Below are 16,811 nucleotides of genomic sequence, written 5' to 3' on the forward strand. Positions count from 1 at the left end.
CGAGTCAGACGGGCCGGGGAAACGAGCATGAAGCATATTACCTGTATCGACGATCTTCGCGCGCTGCATAAGCGCCGCGTGCCGAAGGCGTTCTTCGACTATTGCGACCGCAGATATCGCGCAAGTAAACGGACTGTCCGATCCAGCCGTGCGTCTCGCCGATCAAGAGGATCGCCTCGCCCTCCGCCTTGAAGGCGAGCGAGGCGGATTTGGTGAAGTCGTCGAGCAGGCCGACGCCGCCGATCGAGGGCGTCGGCAGGATCGCACGGCCGTTGGTCTCGTTGTAGAGCGAGACGTTGCCGGACACGACCGGGAAGTCCAGCGTGCGGCAGGCTTCCGAGATGCCCTTCAGGCAGCCGACGAACTGGCCCATGATCTCGGGCCGCTCAGGGTTGCCGAAATTGAGATTGTCGGTGATCGCGAGCGGCTTGCCGCCGACCGCGGTGATGTTGCGCCAGGCCTCCGCCACCGCCTGCTTGCCGCCCTCGAACGGATCGGCCTCGCAATAGCGCGGCGTGACATCGACGGTCAGCGCAAGTCCCTTCGGCCCGTCCTCAACGCGTACGACGGCGGCATCGCCGCCGGGGCGCTGCATCGTGTTGCCGAGAATGACGTGGTCGTACTGCTCCCAGACCCAGCGCTTAGAGCACATGTCGGGCGTGCCGATCAGCGTCTCCAGCGCGGCACCGAGGCTCATCGGCGCCGGCACGTCGCGGGCGTGCACGACCGGCAACGCGGCCGAGGGGACGTGCGGACGGTCATAGAGCGGCGCCTCGTCGCCGAGCTCCTTGATGGGCAGATCGGCCATGACGTCGCCGCCATGCTTGACCACGAAACGCTTGCTCGGCGTGGTGTAGCCGACGACGGCGAAATCCAGGCCCCACTTCTTGAAGATCGCCTCGGCTTCCTTTTCCTTCTCGGGCTTGAGCACCATGAGCATGCGCTCCTGGCTTTCCGAGAGCATCATCTCGTAGGCGCTCATCCCGGTCTCGCGGGTCGGCACCGCGTCGAGATCGAGATCGACGCCGAGGTCGCCCTTGGCGCCCATCTCCACCGCCGAGCACGTCAGGCCCGCCGCGCCCATGTCCTGGATCGCGATGACGCAGCCCTTCGCCATGATCTCGAGGCAGGCCTCGAGCAGCAGCTTCTCGGCGAAGGGATCGCCGACCTGCACGGTCGGGCGCTTCTCCTCGGACTTGTCGTCGAACTCGGCCGAGGCCATCGAGGCGCCGTGGATGCCGTCGCGCCCCGTTTTGGAGCCGAGATAGACGATCGGCATGTTCACGCCGGAGGCGGCCGCATAGAAGATCTTGTCGGCATCGGCGAGGCCCACGGCCATCGCGTTGACGAGGATGTTGCCGTCATAGCGGGTGTGGAAGCGCACCTGGCCGCCGACCGTCGGCACGCCGAAGGAATTGCCGTAGCCGCCGACGCCGGCGACGACGCCGGAGACGAGATGCCGGGTCTTGGCATGCTCGGGGGCACCGAAGCTCAGCGCATTGAGGCAGGCGATGGGGCGCGCGCCCATGGTGAAGACGTCGCGCAAAATGCCGCCGACGCCGGTGGTCGCGCCCTGATAGGGCTCGATATAGCTCGGGTGGTTGTGGCTCTCCATCTTGAAGACCACGGCCTGGCCATCGCCGATGTCGATCACGCCGGCATTCTCGCCGGGGCCCTGGATCACCCAGGGCGCCTTGGTCGGCAGGCCGCGCAGATGGATGCGCGAGGATTTGTACGAGCAGTGCTCGTTCCACATCGCCGAGAAGATGCCGAGCTCGGTAAAGCTCGGCTCCCGCCCGATCAGCTTCAGGATGCGCTCGTATTCGTCGGGCTTGAGCCCGTGGGCGGCAACCAGTTCGGGGGTGATCTTGGGTTCGTTCTTCATGGCTTCAGGGGCTTTCGGCGGCGGTTTGGCCGTTCTTAGGAACATCCGGGGCTCGCGAAAAGCCCTTTATGGCGCATTTTCCCGCTGTCCCACATTTTGCGGCAGGCCGCCTGTGGGAACAGGAATTGCACGGCGCCGACAGATCGGATTTAAGGGCTGAAGACCCGCAATTGAAGGCCCATTTCCTTGCACGAATTGACCAAAGCGCCCCCGCCCCGCCGCCCTGACCTTCACGTCGCCACCGAGGGCGAATTTGAGGGCTGGCGGACCTGGATTCGCGACAGTTTTGAGTCCCATGTCGGCCCCTTCTGGCACCGGATCGAGGCGGACGGCAGCGTCCGGAGCGCCTTCCGGGTCGAGAAGAAGCACCTCAACGGCTCCGGAAACGTCCATGGCGGCTGCTACATGGCCTTTGCCGACTATTCCCTGTTCGCGATCGCCACCCATGTCCTGGACAGCCGGGCCGTGACGACCAATTTTTCCTGCGAATTCCTCGACGCGGCACGGGAGGGCGAGCTGATCGAATGCACCGGCGAGGTGAGCCGGGCCGGCGGTTCGCTGATCTTCCTGCGCGGCCAGATGATGTCCGGCGAGCGGGTGCTGCTCACCTTTTCCGGCACGATCAAGCGGATCAAGCGGAAGCCGCAGCCCCAGCCAAACGCATAGCTCGACGCCTTCCCTTTTCGCGCGTCCTCGCCCAGACTTCCCGGCAAGCGCTATTGCGCCGGGGAGCAAGAACAAGGTGCCGCAGAGCACATCGGAGGCGGGGCGCGCGACGGCCGCCGCACCACTTTCTCCCATCGCCACAACCGGCGCACGCAACTGGCGCGACTATGCCCTGCTGCTCGCCCTGGCCTGCTGCTGGAGCTCGACCTATCCGCTGGCCAAGCTCGCGCTTCCCACCATCCCGCCCATCACCTTCATATCGGCGCGCTCGCTGATTGCAGCCGCCTTCCTGTTCGCGATCCTGTGGATGCGCGGCATCAAGGTCCCGACCGATGCCACGGCCTGGAAGCTGTTCGCCACCCAGCAATTGATCAACTCGACCTTTCCGTTCCTGATCATCACCTGGTCGCAGCAATATGTGCCGGCCTCGAACACGGTGGTGCTGGCCTCGACCACGCCGATCTTCGCCTTCCTGATCACCTCGCTGATCACACGGCACGAGCCGGCGACGCTGCTCAAGCTCGCCGGCGCGCTCTTGGGTCTCGCCGGCACTGTCGCCATCGTTGGGCTCGACGCGCTGCGCGGCTTCGGTAGCGAGATCGTCGCGGAGATCGCGATCCTGCTCGCCACGATCTCCTTTGCCTGCGCGACGATCTTCGGTCTTCGCCTGTCGGAATACGACCCGATGGTCGTGGCGGCCGGCTCGCTGCTGTTCGGCGGCATCATCCTGCTGCCGCCCTCGCTGATCATCGACCAGCCGTGGACGCTGCAGCCGACGCCGACGGCGATCATCGCCACCATCGTCATGGGCATCGTCTCCAGCGCACTGGGCCTGATGCTGTTCTACGTCTGCCTCGGCCGGCTCGGCACGCTGACCACCAACGCGCAAGGGTACTTGCGCATCCCGATCGGCGTGGGTCTGTCGGTGCTGCTGCTCGGCGAGAGCGTGCCGTCAAACCTCGCGCTGGGCCTGCTGCTGGTCATGGCCGGCGTTGCGGCCATGACCGTGCCTGCGGAGCGGCTGAAGCTGCGCTAAGCGATGTTGGGTTGCCGGAAGGCCGCCTCCATCTCGCGACGTACCCGCACCGCGAGACCGTCGGGGTCGTACTCGACGTCCTCCCATTTCAGGCGCTGGCCTTGCTCGATATCGGTCTTGAGCTTGACATGATGGGCGAGGCCCAGCGGCAAATACCCCTGCTTCAGTGAAGCGTCGGCCGGGGTCTGCTTGCCCCAGACACAGAAGCCGCCCTCGCCGTCGAGCATTTCGCCGGCCTTCAGCTTACGTTTGGCAGTCGCGACCACGTCGGAGTTGAACACGATCGGTGCCCCCGTCGGCTCCTTGCGCAGCGCCGCCGACGCCACGGAGATGCCGAGCTCGAGCCCGATCATGTGGATCGGCCGGTACAGCGAGGCATATTTGCCGGTCTTGTCCTGCAGCATGCTGTATTCGCGGAAACACTCCTCCGAATAGGCGCTGTCGGTCTCGAACACGACATAGGTGCCCATCACGAGGCTCTGCGGAACATCGGAGCCGTCGCGATAGACCGACGAGGTCACCTCGGTAACGCCGGATCTCTCCAGCATGCCGCCGTCGGATTTCGGCTTGCAGATCTCGGCATGCTCGAAGCGCGTGGCCGGCGGGAATGAGAGGCCCTCGCTCTGCGCATGCAGCCCGGTCGCATTGCAGACCGCGGTCATCTCGATGCCCGACTTGGTGCCGTCGACGAACGAGTTGAACATCTTTGGATTGATCGAGTTGCGATCCTTGATCTTCATGTATTTGTCGAGGATGTCCCAGACGGTATCCGGCGTCGACTGGTGATAGGTCGGGTGGTAGCGCGTGCCCTTGCCGGCGGCGACGACCTTGAAGCCGGCCGCGCGCGCCCAGTCGACGTGATCGGCGATCAGCGCCGGCTGGTCGCCCCAGGCGAGTGAATAGACGACGCCGGCTTGCTTCGCCTTGCGCGCCAGAATGGGCCCTGCGACCGCGTCCGCTTCGACATTGACCATCACGATGTGCTTGCCGTTCTCGATCGCCTTCATCGCAAAGCGGATGCCGGCGCCGGGGTCGCCGGTCGCCTCGATGATCACCTCGATCGCCGGATGGGTGATCAGCGCGTCGGCGTTGTCGGTGACAACCGTGCTGCCATGCTTGAGCGCGTCATCGATCGAGGCTGCCGCGTATTGCTCTTCCGGCCAGCAACCGAGCTTGAGCTGCGCGCGGGCGCGGGTGGTGTTCAGGTCTGCGACTCCGACGAGATGCATGCCGTCGGTCTGGCGCACCTGCGACAGGAACATCAGGCCGAATTTTCCGGCACCGATCAAGCCAATGGTGACAGGCTTGCCGGCAGCCTTGCGCTCCAGCAGCATGCGATGGAGATTCATCTGGATTTCCTTCAGCGTTCCTCGGGTGACGGCGTTCGTTGCAGCCGTGAGGTCCGGCCGTGCTCGCCTTGCACCGAAACGTTAGGCAGCCGCGAATCCGGGGGCAATTCAGATTATCTGCCACGACGATGTAGACACGCTAAACAATCCGCGTGTGTTGCTGCGCACTCCAGCTGTCGCGTTCCGTGCGCAGCCAGTCGAGGAAAGTGCGGGTCTTGCGGTGGCGCAGATGGCCGTGCGGACAGACGATCCACTGCGTGGTCAGCGTGACCTCGGGCGGATCCTTCACCGGGCAAACCAGGCGGCCATCGCGCAATTCGCGCCAGGCCAGCAGCTCGCTGTCGAGGCCAATGCCGAGGCCGTCGACGGCGGCATCGATGGCCATGTGGCTGCGATCGAACAGCACGCGCTTCCAGCGTTCCGCAGCCTCGATGCCGGCTTCCGCGAACCAGCGCGGCCATTGCATCTGCGACTTCACCGAATGGATCAGCCGATGCTTGAGCAGATCCTGGGCGGATAGGCTGCCCGCCGCAAAGGATGAAGGCGCACATAGCGGAAAGAACCGCTCCTTACCCAGGCTTTCGACGAACAGGCCGGCCCAGCCGCCTTCGCCATGCCGGATCTCCAGGTCGACATTCTCCTTGCGGAAGTCGGTCGGCTCATTGGTGCCGTCAAGCCGCAATTCGATGTCGGGATTGGCATCGACGAAGCTCGCCAGCCGCGGCAACAGCCATTTGCTCGACACGCTCGGTGCTGCGCGCACCGTCAATGTGGTGGCCGAGCGGATGCCGCGGACGTGCTGCGTCACGTCCGTGACGTGCTCGATCTCTCGGCTGATCATCTCGAAATAGCGCTCGCCGGCCTCGGTCAGCGTGATGTTGCGTCCGACCCGCGAGGTCAGCGCGGTGCCAAGGTGCAGCTCCAGCGCCTGGATCTGCTGGCTGACGGCCGATGGCGTCACCCGCAGTTCATCCGCCGCACGGGATATGCTGCCCGCACGCGCCACCGCGTGGAAGACAATAATGGCGCGGAACGGTATCTGCATCGGAGAACCTTTTAGACCAGCTAAAGTGACGACGAATATAATTCAATTGTCGTGCATGACCAGCGATCTAGGCTTCAGGTTCAAGGCAGCCCGCGACAGACAGGCGCCGATCGAGGAAACGGGCCGACGCAGCGCGCCGGTCCACCCGGGGGAAGGAACGCAAGGCTAGAGCCCTTTCACCAGACAAGCGACTTCAACGATACCCGCCGCAGGGCTTGCGCGCGGCAATGAATAAACATGCGCGTCGACAAGGCGCGGCAAACGAGCACCAGGGGAGGACGAACGATGTCGGGCCAACGCCACACCATCTCGCGCCGCAACTTCTTGACTGCTGCCGCGGCCATACCTCTGGTCGCAATTCGCACCAGGCCGGCGCAAGCGGCCGAGTTCGAGTACAAGCTCGCCACCGGCCAGTCGCTGACGCAACCGATCAACACCCGGCTCGACCAGGCCGTGAAGCGGATCAAGGAAGCTAGCGGCGGGCGGCTGGAGATCAAGTTCTTTCCGGCCTCCCAGCTTGGCTCCGATACGGATCTCTTGACCCAGATCCGCAGCGGGGGCGTCGACTTTCTCAACATCGCCGGCTCCGTGCTGTCGACGGTGGCGCCGGTCGCCGGCATCGCCAATGTCGGCTTTGCCTTCTCCGACTACAGCCAGGTCTGGAATGCGATGGACGGCGATCTCGGCAGGCTGATCGCAGCCCAGATCGAGAAGACCGGCGCGCTTGTGATCGCCAAGCCGGCGGACAATACGTTTCGGCAGATCTCGTCGTTTACAAAGCCAATCAAGACGCCGGGCGATCTCGCCGGCTATCGGATCCGCGTGCCTGTCTCACCGATCTTCACTTCGCTTTTCAAGTCGCTGGGCGCCAACCCGACGTCGATCAATTTCAACGAATTGTACACGGCGCTGCAGACGCACCTGGTCGACGGGCAGGAGAACGGGCTTGTGACGATCGAAGCCGGCAAGATTTATGAGGTGCAGAAGTACATTTCCGAGACCAATCACATCTGGGATCCGTTCTTCATCCTGGGCAATCGCCGCTCGGTGAAAGCACTGCCCGATGATCTGCAGGCGCTGGTCCGCAAGGAGTTCGACCAGGCCGCGATGGAGCAGCGCGCCGATACCGCGAAGCTCAATATGACACTGAAGGATCAGCTGGTCGCAAAGGGAATTACCTTCGAGGCGTCCGACAAGGAGGCCTTCCGCAAAGGACTGTCGAGCGCCGGATTCTACAAGGAGTGGCGTGGCAAGTTCGGCGAGGACAATTGGAAGACGCTCGAGGCTGCCGTCGGGGCGCTCGCGTGAGCGCGGTCGTCGGCATGCCCGAGGCGGTCACGCTCGATGACGCGCGGCCGATCCGGGTAAACTGGCCGGAGCAGATGCTGCGCTGGCTGGTGGAGATCCCGGCGGCGGCCGCTGTCGTCGCGGAGGTCGTCATCCTGTTCGCCGGCATCGTCGCGCGCGGCGTCTTTCATCGGCCCATCATCTGGTCGGACGAGCTCGCCTCGATCCTGTTCCTGTGGCTCGCCATGCTCGGCAGCGCCATCGCAGTGCAGCGCTCGTCGCATATGCGCCTGACCTTCTTCACCTCCCATTTGTCGCCCCGCGCGGAGGCGTGGACCTCGACGCTCGCAGCCGGCTCCGTCGCGCTGTTCCTGGCGATCATCCTGCATCCGGCGCTGGACTATGTGGAAGACCAGGCGTTCGTAGAGACGCCCGCGCTCGGCTGGTCCGGCGTGGTCCGCGCCGCCGCGATTCCAGCTGGTTGCATCGTCGCGCTGGCCAGCATCTGCCTCACGCTGGTGAAGCGTTCGGCCAAGGATCTGTTGGCCGTCGGACTATTGTTTGCGGCGATCGCCGGAGCCCTCTATTTCGCCGGCCCTTCGCTGAAGTCGCTTGGCAACTGGAACCTGCTGATCTTCTTCGTCGGCCTGCTCGGCTGCGCTGTCATGGCGGGCGTGCCGATCGCGTTTTCCTTTTGTCTTGCGACCGTCGCTTTCCTGCTGACGACGACACGGACGCCGTTGCTGGTCGTGGTCGGACGGATCGACGAGGGCATGAGCTCGCTGATCCTGCTCGCTGTGCCACTGTTCGTGCTGCTCGGGCAATTGGTCGAGCAGACCGGCATGGCGCGGGTCATGGTCGCGTTCCTCGCCTCCGTGCTCGGCCATGTCCGCGGCGGGCTGTCATACGTGATGCTCGGCGCCATGCTGCTGGTGTCGGGCATCTCCGGCTCCAAAACCGCCGACATGGCCGCGATCGCACCAGTGCTGTTTCCCGAAATGCGCAAGCGCGGCATGAAGGATGGCGAGCTGGTATCGCTGCTCGCGGCGTCGGGCGCGATGAGCGAGACCATCCCGCCGTCGATCGTTCTGATCGCGATCGCCTCCGTCACCGGCGTGTCGATCGCGGCCCTGTTCACCGCCGGCATCCTGCCGGGGATCGTGCTGGCGATCGTGCTCGCCTTCGTCGCGCGTTATCGGGCAGGTACAGAGGAGCATGCCGGGGTCAAAGTCGCGCGCGCCCCCCTCTCCGTGGTGGCGAAAACGCTCTGGGTGGCGCTGCCGGCGCTCGCCCTGCCGTTCCTGATCCGCAGCGCGGTGGTCGAGGGGGTTGCCACCGCAACCGAAGTCTCGACCATCGGTATCGCCTACTGCCTCGTGCTCGGCCTGATCATCTATCGTGGCAGCCTGGCATGGAAGAACGTGCTGCCGATGCTGGTCCAGACCGCCTCGCTCTCCGGCTCGATCCTGTTCATCGTGGGCGCCGCGAGCTCGATGGCCTGGGCGCTCGCGCAATCCGGCTTCTCGCACGACCTTGCCGCGCGCATGGCGGGCGTGCCCGGGGGGGCCTACGGCTTCCTGCTGATCTCGGTGGTCGCCTTCATCGTGCTCGGCAGCGTGCTCGAAGGTATTCCGGCCATCGTGTTGTTCGGCCCGCTGCTCTTCCCGGTGGCGGCGCAGTTCGGCATCCACGAGGTGCACTATGCGATGGTGGTCATCCTAGCCATGGGCCTCGGCCTGTTCGCGCCGCCGTTCGGCCTTTGCTACTATGCCGCCTGCATCATCGGCAATGTGCCGCCGGACGCCGGCATGCGCAGGATCTGGATCTATCTCGCGTGGCTGTTCCTGGGCCTGCTGCTGATCACGTTCGTGCCCTGGATATCGCTGGTGTTTCTGTGAGCTTCCCAGCCTGACGGCATTCGACCTCGACGCTTTCAGGCCGAAAGCTGCTTCTCTGCGATCGACAACCACTCCGCCTGTGCCTTGCGCAAATATTTCGGCGCGCGCCGCATCTGGATCAGGAGCTCGTTGAAGACCATCCGTGCTTCGGCGCCGCGGCCGACCGTTTGCAGCAGCATGCCGTAGCGCACCCGCGCTTCGGCGCCGGGGAAGTAGCCGGCGAGCGCGTGATACTCCTCGAGCGCCTCGTCGAGCCGGCCGACCTCCGCAAGCGCGCGAGCGTAGAGCAGATGCGCATCGGCGGAATCGAAGTCCGGCCATTGCTTCTGGAGATCGTCGAGCGTTGCGAGCGCGTCAGCGGGGCGCTTGGCGGAAAACTCGGCCTGCGCCTTGCGAAACGCATAGGCGGGATCGTGACCTAACGGCAGTTTCAGAATGTGATCGTAATGCGCCTCCGCTTCGCTGAACCGGCCGATATTTGCGCACTCTTCGGCCAGCGCCGCGCGGTTGGCGATGGTGTCGGCGCCAGCCAGCAGATCGGACAGCTCACGATAGCGCTTTTCGGGATCGAGCCGGTTGGCAACGCGCTGTCGCGCCTGACGCGCGCCGGGGCTCGAAAACCACTCCGGGACGAGCTCGACCGCGATATAGGCGAGTGCACCGATCAGCGGCACCATGAGGATGATGAAGGCCCAGGGCTGCAACCGCCCGGTTCGCGATGCGTGATAGATCAGCGTGATGTCGAGCAACAGAACGACGAGAGCAACGGGCATGTGACATCCGAAAGCACAATGAGGCGCGAGCTTCCGGATACAACAACTATCGCGACGAAACAACTTTGAGTTGCTCCGCTCACCGAGAATCAGCGACCTCGGGCGGACGCGCCTTTGATGGCGACGCAGAGTCAGTCGAAACGCGATGGAGGTTCATGGGCGGGAAGCAACTACGGCGCGCAACTGCATCACGCGCGGTCAACCCGTCCTGAGCAGCAATCCGCTCGCCAATTCGCGAAAGGCCTCAACCGCCTTGTGCAGCACGCATTTCGGATCGTCGGCTGCGGCCACCCAGAGCGCGGCACTGAGCGCAGCGCCGTTGAGCAATCGCCCCGCCGCTTCGACATCGACCGGCTTCACCACGCCTTGTTCGATCAGCGACCCGATCGTTCGCATCGTGATGTCGAGGCAGGCATTCTCACCGGGCCATTTGGAGGGATCACCGAGCACGGCAGGTCCATCAAGCAGCATGATGCGCTGAATCTCGGGATCGAGCGCCATTTCGATATAGGCGCCCCCCTCTGCGAGCAGGCCTTCCCACAGGCTGGGCGCTCGCTCGCGGACCACGCGCAGCCGTTCCGCCATTTCGCCGTCGATCTGCTCGACCACGGCCCAGAGCAGCCCCTTCTTGTCTTCGAAGTTGTGATACAGCGCGCCCCGTGTCAGCCCGACCGCGGCGGTCAATTCGTCCATGGACGCGTCTGCATAACCTTGTGTGGCAAATGCCTCGCGCGCGGCGCGGATGAGCTTCGCCCGGTTTTCTGCCATGGCCGCCGCGCGTTTCCCCATTGCCATGCGTCACTCCGATTTTCCGTTGACATACGCCTCGTATGTGAATTACATCTCACATACGAAACGTATATGGAAAGTGGTGGTTGCACCACCCCCGGCGCCATCAGGGGCGCCTGAGCGCCCCGGCCGCCATTGCTCATTGAAAGGCTCGAGACATGCCCCACCGCCAGGCCATCTTCCCCGCCAATCGCCACGCGCTCTATCAAGAGCATCGCTATTCCGCCGCCATCCGGTCCGGCGACCTGCTCTTCGTCTCGGGACAGGTTGGCAGCCGCGAGGACGGCTCGCCCGAGCCGGTGTTCGAGGACCAGGTGCGGCGCGCGTTTGCCAATTTGCGTGCCGTGCTCGCGGCGGCCGGATGCAGCTTGGACGATGTGGTGGACGTCACCACCTTCCACACCGATCCGGCTCATCAAATCGAGACGGTGATGGCCGTCCGCACAACCGAGATCGGTGAAGCCCCCTATCCAAACTGGACGGCCGTTGGTGTGAATTGGCTGGCCGGGTTCGACTTCGAGATCAAGGCCATCGCCCGGATCCCCGCGCTTCAATAAGCCTTCTCGAGCGGGGGCTGTGCCTACGGCTTGGCGTCGTCGGCCAGCATCTTCCGGTACTTCTCGACGTCGCGCGTCACGAGCTGCTGCAGCAGCTCCGGCGCATGCTCGTTGGCGTCGGGAGCGACGGTCGAAAGATCGGCAAAGCGCTTCTTCACCGCGTCGGTCTCGACGGCGGTGCGCGCGGCGGCGTTGAGCTTGGCGATCACCGCCGGCGGCGTGCCCTTCGGCGCGAACAAGCCGTTCCAGCCCTGTGCCTCGAATTCAGGCAGGCCCGCTTCCGCCGACGTCGGCAGGTCGGGCAGCGTGGCGAGGCGCACGGTCGAGCCGACCACCAGTCCCTTCACCAATTTCTCGTTGATCGACTGCGAGACCGAGGCGGCCGCATCGCAGACGCCGTCGATCTGGCTGCCGACCGCATCGGTCAGCGCGGGCGCCGCGCCGCGATAGCCGACCAGCGTCGCGTCGATGCCGGCGGCAGTCACGAAGCTCTTGCAGATCAGATAATTCGACGAGCCGACGCCGGCATGGCCGAGATTGATCTTGCCGGGATTGGCCTTGGCGTAGGCGATGAACTCTTTCAGGTCCTTCGCCGGAAAATCCTTGCGCAGCGCGACGATGCCGAATGTCTTCGCCACCATGGCGACCGGGACGAAAGACTCCGGCGCGAACGGCAGTTTTGGATAGATCGTGTAGGTCGCGGCATTGGTGCCGGCATTGCCGATCGCGATGGTGTAGCCGTCGGGCTCGGCGCGGTAGGCGCGCGCCAATGCGGTCGAGCCGCCGGCGCCCGCAACGTTCTCGATCACGATGGTCTGGCCGAGCGCGATTCCCATCTGCTCGGCCACCGTGCGCGCGATCACGTCCGAGGTGCCGCCGGCCGCGAACGGCACGATCATGGTGATCGGACGCTTGGGGTAATCCTGCGCGTGGGCGCTGGTTGCGAGCGAAAATGACGCGAGCGACAGCGCCGCGATCGCGGCGAGAGACCGCTTCAGCACGAACGAGATCACGCGGCCTTTTCCAGATGCTGGACGAGACCGGCGAACAGGCCGCGGCCGTCGGTGCAGCCCATGATGTCTTCGACGTGGTTTTCCGGATGCGGCATCATGCCGAGCACGTTGCCCCTGTCGTTGACGATGCCGGCGATCGAATGCGCCGCGCCGTTGATGTTGTGGGCTTCGTCCACCACGCCGTCGGCGGAACAGTAGCGATACAGCACCCGCCCCTCGCCTTCGAGCCGCTTGATCGTCTCTTCATCCGCCTCGTAATTGCCCTCGCCATGGGCGACCGGCACGCGGATCACCTGCCCGGCATTGTAGCCGCGGGTGAACGGCGTATCGGAACGCTCGACGCGCAGATGCACGTCGTGGCAGATGAATTTCAGCCGCGCGTTGCGCATCAAGACGCCCGGCAGGAGGCCGGATTCGCAGAGGATCTGAAAACCGTTGCAGACGCCGAGCACGAGGCCGCCCTTGGCCGCATAGTCGCGCACCGCGTCCATCACCGGCGCGCGGGCAGCGATGGCACCGCAGCGCAAATAGTCGCCGTAGGAGAAGCCGCCCGGCACCACCACGAGATCCGTGCCCGCAGGCAGCGACGTCTCGGCATGCCAGACCATCGCCGGCTCGCTGCCGGAGATCAGCCTCAAGGCACGCGCCATGTCGCGCTCGCGGTTGATTCCGGGAAAGACGAGTATGGCGGCTTTCATGACAGAGGTTCCGACGGTGGCAGGAATCGGGCTGGCCAACGGGCCATTTCGTGAAGAGACATAACCATTTGACGGGGATTTTACCAGTGCTAGCCTCGGCACAGGGCCTTGTACACAGGCCCATACGCATAGGCTGTGGCCGCACCGTTCGGTCGGTCGATTTGCCCGGGATTGAAGCCATGAACGTCCCGTCGCTGCCTACATCCCCCGCCGAGCCGGTATCAACCGAGGGCGTCGTCGCTGCCGGCGCCTATGTCGATGGCCGGCGCATCGCCAATATCGCCATCAGCGAGGCCTCGAGCTGGCGGTCCAAACCTGGCCACGTGGTCTGGATCGGCCTGCACGAGCCGGACATGGCGCTGCTCGGCGCGGTGCAGAAGCAATTCGACCTGCACGAGCTCGCGATCGAGGACGCCAACCACGCCCATCAGCGGCCGAAGATCGAGCAATATGGCGAGGCTCTCTTCATCGTGGCCCGCACCGCGCAATTGATCGAGGGCCGCATCGCCTTTGGCGAGACCCACATCTTCGTCGGCGAAGGCTATCTGGTGTCGGTGCGCCACGGCGCTTCGACGTCTTACAAGCCGGTCCGTGAACGCTGCGAAAGCTGCCCGCGGGCGCTCGCACGCGGCGAGGATTACATCCTCTACGCCATCCTCGATTTCATCGTCGACAACTACTCGCCCGTGCTCGAGAGCATTCACGTTGAGATCGAGGCGATCGAGGATGACGTGCTCGCGCACGCGATCACCAAGGCGCAGATCGAACGGCTTTACATGCTGCGCCGCGATCTGTTGCGGCTGCGCAACGCGATCGGGCCGCTGGTGGAGGTCTGCCGCCGTCTCGAGCATGACGAGCTGTCGATGGTGCGGCAAGCCATGCAGCCGCTGTTCCGCGACGTCACCGACCACGTCCGCAACATCCAGGAGCGCATCGATTCCATGCGCGAGGTGCTGGCCTTCGCCTTCGAGGCGAGCCTGCTGGTCGGCCAGGCGCAGGAGACGGCGGTGTCGAAGAAGCTCGCCTCATGGCTTGCGATCATCGCGATCCCGACCGCGCTCGCCGGCATCTACGGCATGAACTTCAAGCACATGCCGGAGCTGGAATGGGACTACGGCTATTACATGCTGCTCGGCGTGATGCTGACGGCGTGCACCGCGCTGTACTGGCGTTTTCGCCGCGCCGGGTGGCTGTGAGAGAGTTGCCTCTTAGCCCGGATGGAGCCAACGGGCCGGCGCGAAGCGCCGCCCGATGACAGGCTCCGCGCAATCCGGGACAGCGCCGCCGCGGACGGGCCCCCGGGATTTCGCGTCGCTCCGTCCGGGCTACGAGGGCAGGCGGGCCTAGCTCAGCAGCTCGACCCGATAATTCTCGATCACGGTGTTCGCCAGCAGTTTGTCGGCGGCGTCCTTCAGCGCGGCTTCCGCCTTGGTCTTGTCGGCGCCGGCGAGCTCGATGTCGAACACCTTGCCCTGGCGGACGCTGGCAACCCCATCGACGCCGAGCGACTTCAGCGCGCCTTCGATGGCCTTGCCTTGCGGATCGAGGATGCCCGTCTTCAAGGTAACGGTAACACGTGCCTTCACGTCAAATCCCCTCAGCTCTTCACCAGCACCGGGCCGGAGCCCTGCGGACGCTCGTTCTCCATGAGGATGCCGAGGCGTTTTGCAACTTCGGTATAGGCCTCGAGCAGGCCGCCAAGATCCCTGCGGAAGCGGTCCTTATCGAGCTTCTCGTTCGACTTGATGTCCCAAAGACGGCAGCTATCCGGCGAGATCTCGTCGGCGACGATGATGCGCATCATCTCGTTCTCGAACAGGCGCCCGCACTCCATCTTGAAGTCGACGAGGCGGATGCCGATGCCGAGGAAGAGCCCGGTGAGGAAGTCGTTGACACGGATGGCGAGCGCCATGATGTCGTCGATCTCCTGCGGCGTCGCCCAGCCGAAGGCGGTGATGTGCTCTTCCGACACCATGGGGTCGTTGAGCTGGTCGTTCTTGTAGTAGAATTCGATGATCGAACGGGGCAGCTGCGTGCCCTCCTCGATGCCGAGGCGCTGCGACAGCGAGCCGGCGGCAACGTTCCGCACCACCACTTCCAGCGGCACGATCTCGACCTCGCGAATCAACTGCTCGCGCATGTTGAGGCGGCGAATGAAGTGGGTCGGCACCCCGATGTCGTTGAGGTGCTGAAACAGGTACTCCGAGATCCGGTTGTTGAGGACGCCCTTGCCCTCGATCACCTGATGCTTTTTGGCATTGAACGCGGTGGCGTCATCCTTGAAGTGCTGGATCAAGGTACCGGGCTCCGGGCCTTCATAGAGAACCTTTGCCTTGCCTTCATAAATGCGACGCCGACGGCTCATTGGGATGTACCGTGTTTTGTTGAAATCCATGAATTTGGTGTGCTCCGGTTACTAGGATTTACGACCCACAGCGGAGCTGCCGTGAACGGCCAGGAACCCGTCTCGAACCCTCGGAAACAGAGCGGGAACCAAACCTTAGGCAACCTATCCGATTGGCTGACCGAGCACAATCGATCCGGCCGTCCGGCGCCAACTTATACCGTCTCGCCTGCGGCTTAACGGCCCGTTGTTTTGCCGACATGTGCTATCTATGTAGGCACGCAGCCGGGCGGTCGCAACGGAAGGCCCCCGCTCCATTCAGAGGGATTTGGAACAAGGCATGAGCGAGTTCGACAAGCGCCAGGAAGGTTTCGAGAAGAAGTACGCCCTCGACGAGGAGCAGAAATTCAAGGCGGAGGCCCGCCGCAACCGGCTGCTCGGGCTGTGGGCGGCCGAAAAGCTCGGCATGTCGGGCGATGCCGCCACCGCCTATGCCAAGGAGGTGGTCGCGGCCGATTTCGAGGAGGCCGGCGATGCCGACGTCGTGCGTAAGCTCACCGCCGATTTTGCCGCCAAGAACGTCGCCGTCACCGAACAGGCGATTCGCGCCAAGATGAGCGAGCTGCTCGGGGTGGCAGCCGCCGAGGTGAAGGCAGGGAAATAATCCAATCAGGCGAGGCGCCGGCGCGCAACAACCTTGCGCGCCGGCGTTCTCTTTCTGACGTCCTGTGGAGCCGAACCATCCCGCCCGGCAAAGTTGCGGCGGATGGTGTCGAGCAGGCGCTCGGCGGCAGCGCTCAGAAAGCCGCCGCGACGCGTCACGAGGACGACGTCCTGATCCGCGGCAAGATCGCCGACGGCGATCGTCGCGATCGAGGCTGCGCGCAGCTCCTCAGCCACATGACTCCGCGCCAGCAGCGCAAGACCGAAGCCGGCCTCCACGAGGCGCTTCTGCGCGGTGAGGCTGTCGACTGCCGTCCATTCGACCTCGCCGAGCCCTTGCGTGAGAAACAGCGCGAACACATGGGCCGCGGCGATCTCGCGGCGTCCGCGCGTTTCCGGAAATGCGATCCAGCGTTCACCGCGAAGCTCGGCAAGCCGCTTCACGCGCTTGCCGGCCAGCGGATGGTCCGGCGCACAAACGACCTGCAATGCCTCGGTCAGCACCAGCTCGCAGGCGAGATCGCCGGCGCGGTCAAGGTTGTAGCGCAGGCCGATCGTGGCCTCGCCGCGCCGGATGAGATCACTAACCTCCGCGCTGGTCGCCGTCCGCAAGGTCAGCGCGACGGCGGGATTTTCCCTGGCAAACCGCTTCATGATGGTCGCCAGGCGGCTATCGGCGAGCGTGCCGGTTACCGCCAGCGAAACCGGCCCCGCATTCTGCTTGGTCAACGCACGTATCGCCTGGTCGGCGTCCTGCGCCGCGGCAACCGCGCGCTCGGCATAGGGGATCAGCACGCGCCCGGCATCG

Annotated in this window: 16 protein-coding genes and 2 pseudogenes; 8 read left to right on the plus strand and 10 right to left on the minus strand. The window is 64.5% G+C overall.

Going from position 1 to position 16,811, the window contains the following annotated elements; genetic code table 11:
• Positions 1-27: 27 nt before the first annotated feature.
• A pseudogene (locus tag MOV75_RS42630) lies at positions 28-150 on the plus strand (L-lactate dehydrogenase); the annotation flags it as partial.
• Here the strand turns inward: MOV75_RS42630 and purL are convergent.
• Positions 104-1,885, minus strand: a pseudogene (gene purL, locus MOV75_RS08080) (phosphoribosylformylglycinamidine synthase subunit PurL); the annotation flags it as partial. The pseudogenes MOV75_RS42630 and purL sit on opposite strands and share 47 nt — an antisense overlap.
• Positions 1,886-2,071: 186 nt before the next feature.
• On the opposite strand from purL, the gene MOV75_RS08085 reads away from it, so the two are divergent.
• Both MOV75_RS08085 and MOV75_RS08090 read left to right on the plus strand, forming a co-directional pair.
• On the plus strand, positions 2,072-2,551 hold the full coding sequence (locus tag MOV75_RS08085) for a PaaI family thioesterase (RefSeq protein ID WP_246918696.1): 480 nt from the start codon (positions 2,072-2,074) through the stop codon (positions 2,549-2,551).
• Between the two features lie 76 nt (positions 2,552-2,627).
• Positions 2,628-3,587 (plus strand): DMT family transporter, encoded by a 960-nt coding sequence (locus MOV75_RS08090; RefSeq protein WP_246918698.1) that lies wholly within the window; start codon positions 2,628-2,630, stop codon positions 3,585-3,587.
• Here the strand turns inward: MOV75_RS08090 and MOV75_RS08095 are convergent.
• Both MOV75_RS08095 and MOV75_RS08100 read right to left on the minus strand, forming a co-directional pair.
• The gene (locus tag MOV75_RS08095) at positions 3,584-4,936 is read right to left on the minus strand and encodes an NAD(P)H-dependent oxidoreductase (RefSeq protein WP_246918701.1); all 1,353 of its coding nucleotides are present in this window, start codon (positions 4,934-4,936) and stop codon (positions 3,584-3,586) included. The two genes, MOV75_RS08090 and MOV75_RS08095, sit on opposite strands and share 4 nt — an antisense overlap.
• A gap of 139 nt (positions 4,937-5,075) precedes the next feature.
• Positions 5,076-5,981 (minus strand): LysR substrate-binding domain-containing protein, encoded by a 906-nt coding sequence (locus MOV75_RS08100; RefSeq protein ID WP_246918703.1) that lies wholly within the window; start codon positions 5,979-5,981, stop codon positions 5,076-5,078.
• 285 nt (positions 5,982-6,266) lie between these two features.
• On the opposite strand from MOV75_RS08100, the gene MOV75_RS08105 reads away from it, so the two are divergent.
• Both MOV75_RS08105 and MOV75_RS08110 read left to right on the plus strand, forming a co-directional pair.
• Complete coding sequence (locus tag MOV75_RS08105) at positions 6,267-7,289, plus strand: TRAP transporter substrate-binding protein (RefSeq protein WP_246918705.1); 1,023 nt, start codon at positions 6,267-6,269, stop codon at positions 7,287-7,289.
• Positions 7,290-7,303: 14 nt separating this feature from the next.
• The gene (locus MOV75_RS08110; RefSeq protein ID WP_246918727.1) at positions 7,304-9,166 is read left to right on the plus strand and encodes a TRAP transporter large permease subunit; all 1,863 of its coding nucleotides are present in this window, start codon (positions 7,304-7,306) and stop codon (positions 9,164-9,166) included.
• Positions 9,167-9,201: 35 nt separating this feature from the next.
• Here MOV75_RS08110 and MOV75_RS08115 read toward each other — a convergent pair whose 3' ends face one another.
• On the minus strand, positions 9,202-9,939 hold the full coding sequence (locus MOV75_RS08115) for a tetratricopeptide repeat protein (protein ID WP_246918707.1): 738 nt from the start codon (positions 9,937-9,939) through the stop codon (positions 9,202-9,204).
• Positions 9,940-10,137: 198 nt separating this feature from the next.
• Positions 10,138-10,734, minus strand: a complete 597-nt coding sequence (locus tag MOV75_RS08120) for a TetR/AcrR family transcriptional regulator (protein ID WP_246918709.1) — start codon at positions 10,732-10,734, stop codon at positions 10,138-10,140.
• Positions 10,735-10,886: 152 nt separating this feature from the next.
• On the opposite strand from MOV75_RS08120, the gene MOV75_RS08125 reads away from it, so the two are divergent.
• On the plus strand, positions 10,887-11,285 hold the full coding sequence (locus MOV75_RS08125) for a RidA family protein (RefSeq protein ID WP_246918712.1): 399 nt from the start codon (positions 10,887-10,889) through the stop codon (positions 11,283-11,285).
• 23 nt (positions 11,286-11,308) lie between these two features.
• Here the strand turns inward: MOV75_RS08125 and MOV75_RS08130 are convergent, their stop codons facing one another.
• Both MOV75_RS08130 and purQ read right to left on the minus strand, forming a co-directional pair.
• Positions 11,309-12,298 carry a tripartite tricarboxylate transporter substrate binding protein BugD gene (locus MOV75_RS08130; protein ID WP_247005315.1) on the minus strand — a complete coding sequence of 330 codons (990 nt, stop codon included), beginning with the start codon at positions 12,296-12,298 and terminating at the stop codon, positions 11,309-11,311.
• Positions 12,295-12,996, minus strand: a complete 702-nt coding sequence (gene purQ, locus MOV75_RS08135) for a phosphoribosylformylglycinamidine synthase subunit PurQ (RefSeq protein WP_246918716.1) — start codon at positions 12,994-12,996, stop codon at positions 12,295-12,297. Before purQ ends, MOV75_RS08130 begins: the two co-directional genes overlap by 4 nt.
• A gap of 179 nt (positions 12,997-13,175) precedes the next feature.
• On the opposite strand from purQ, the gene MOV75_RS08140 reads away from it, so the two are divergent.
• Positions 13,176-14,192, plus strand: coding sequence for a magnesium and cobalt transport protein CorA (locus MOV75_RS08140; protein WP_246918718.1), 1,017 nt, complete (start codon positions 13,176-13,178; stop codon positions 14,190-14,192).
• 147 nt (positions 14,193-14,339) lie between these two features.
• On the opposite strand, the gene purS is transcribed toward MOV75_RS08140, so the two are convergent.
• Together purS and purC are read right to left on the minus strand one after the other, a co-directional pair.
• On the minus strand, positions 14,340-14,582 hold the full coding sequence (purS, locus tag MOV75_RS08145; RefSeq protein WP_246918721.1) for a phosphoribosylformylglycinamidine synthase subunit PurS: 243 nt from the start codon (positions 14,580-14,582) through the stop codon (positions 14,340-14,342).
• Positions 14,583-14,593: 11 nt separating this feature from the next.
• On the minus strand, positions 14,594-15,361 hold the full coding sequence (purC, locus tag MOV75_RS08150; RefSeq protein ID WP_173015815.1) for a phosphoribosylaminoimidazolesuccinocarboxamide synthase: 768 nt from the start codon (positions 15,359-15,361) through the stop codon (positions 14,594-14,596).
• Between the two features lie 319 nt (positions 15,362-15,680).
• On the opposite strand from purC, the gene MOV75_RS08155 reads away from it, so the two are divergent.
• Positions 15,681-16,004: a DUF1476 domain-containing protein gene (locus tag MOV75_RS08155; RefSeq protein ID WP_246918723.1), complete on the plus strand. Its 324-nt coding sequence runs from the start codon at positions 15,681-15,683 to the stop codon at positions 16,002-16,004.
• 5 nt (positions 16,005-16,009) lie between these two features.
• Here the strand turns inward: MOV75_RS08155 and MOV75_RS08160 are convergent.
• Positions 16,010-16,811 (minus strand): substrate-binding domain-containing protein (locus tag MOV75_RS08160; RefSeq protein ID WP_247005316.1); only part of this gene is annotated, 802 nt, incomplete at its 5' end.

It is taken from the genome of Bradyrhizobium sp. PRIMUS42, assembly GCF_023006515.1.
Classification (GTDB): domain Bacteria; phylum Pseudomonadota; class Alphaproteobacteria; order Rhizobiales; family Xanthobacteraceae; genus Bradyrhizobium.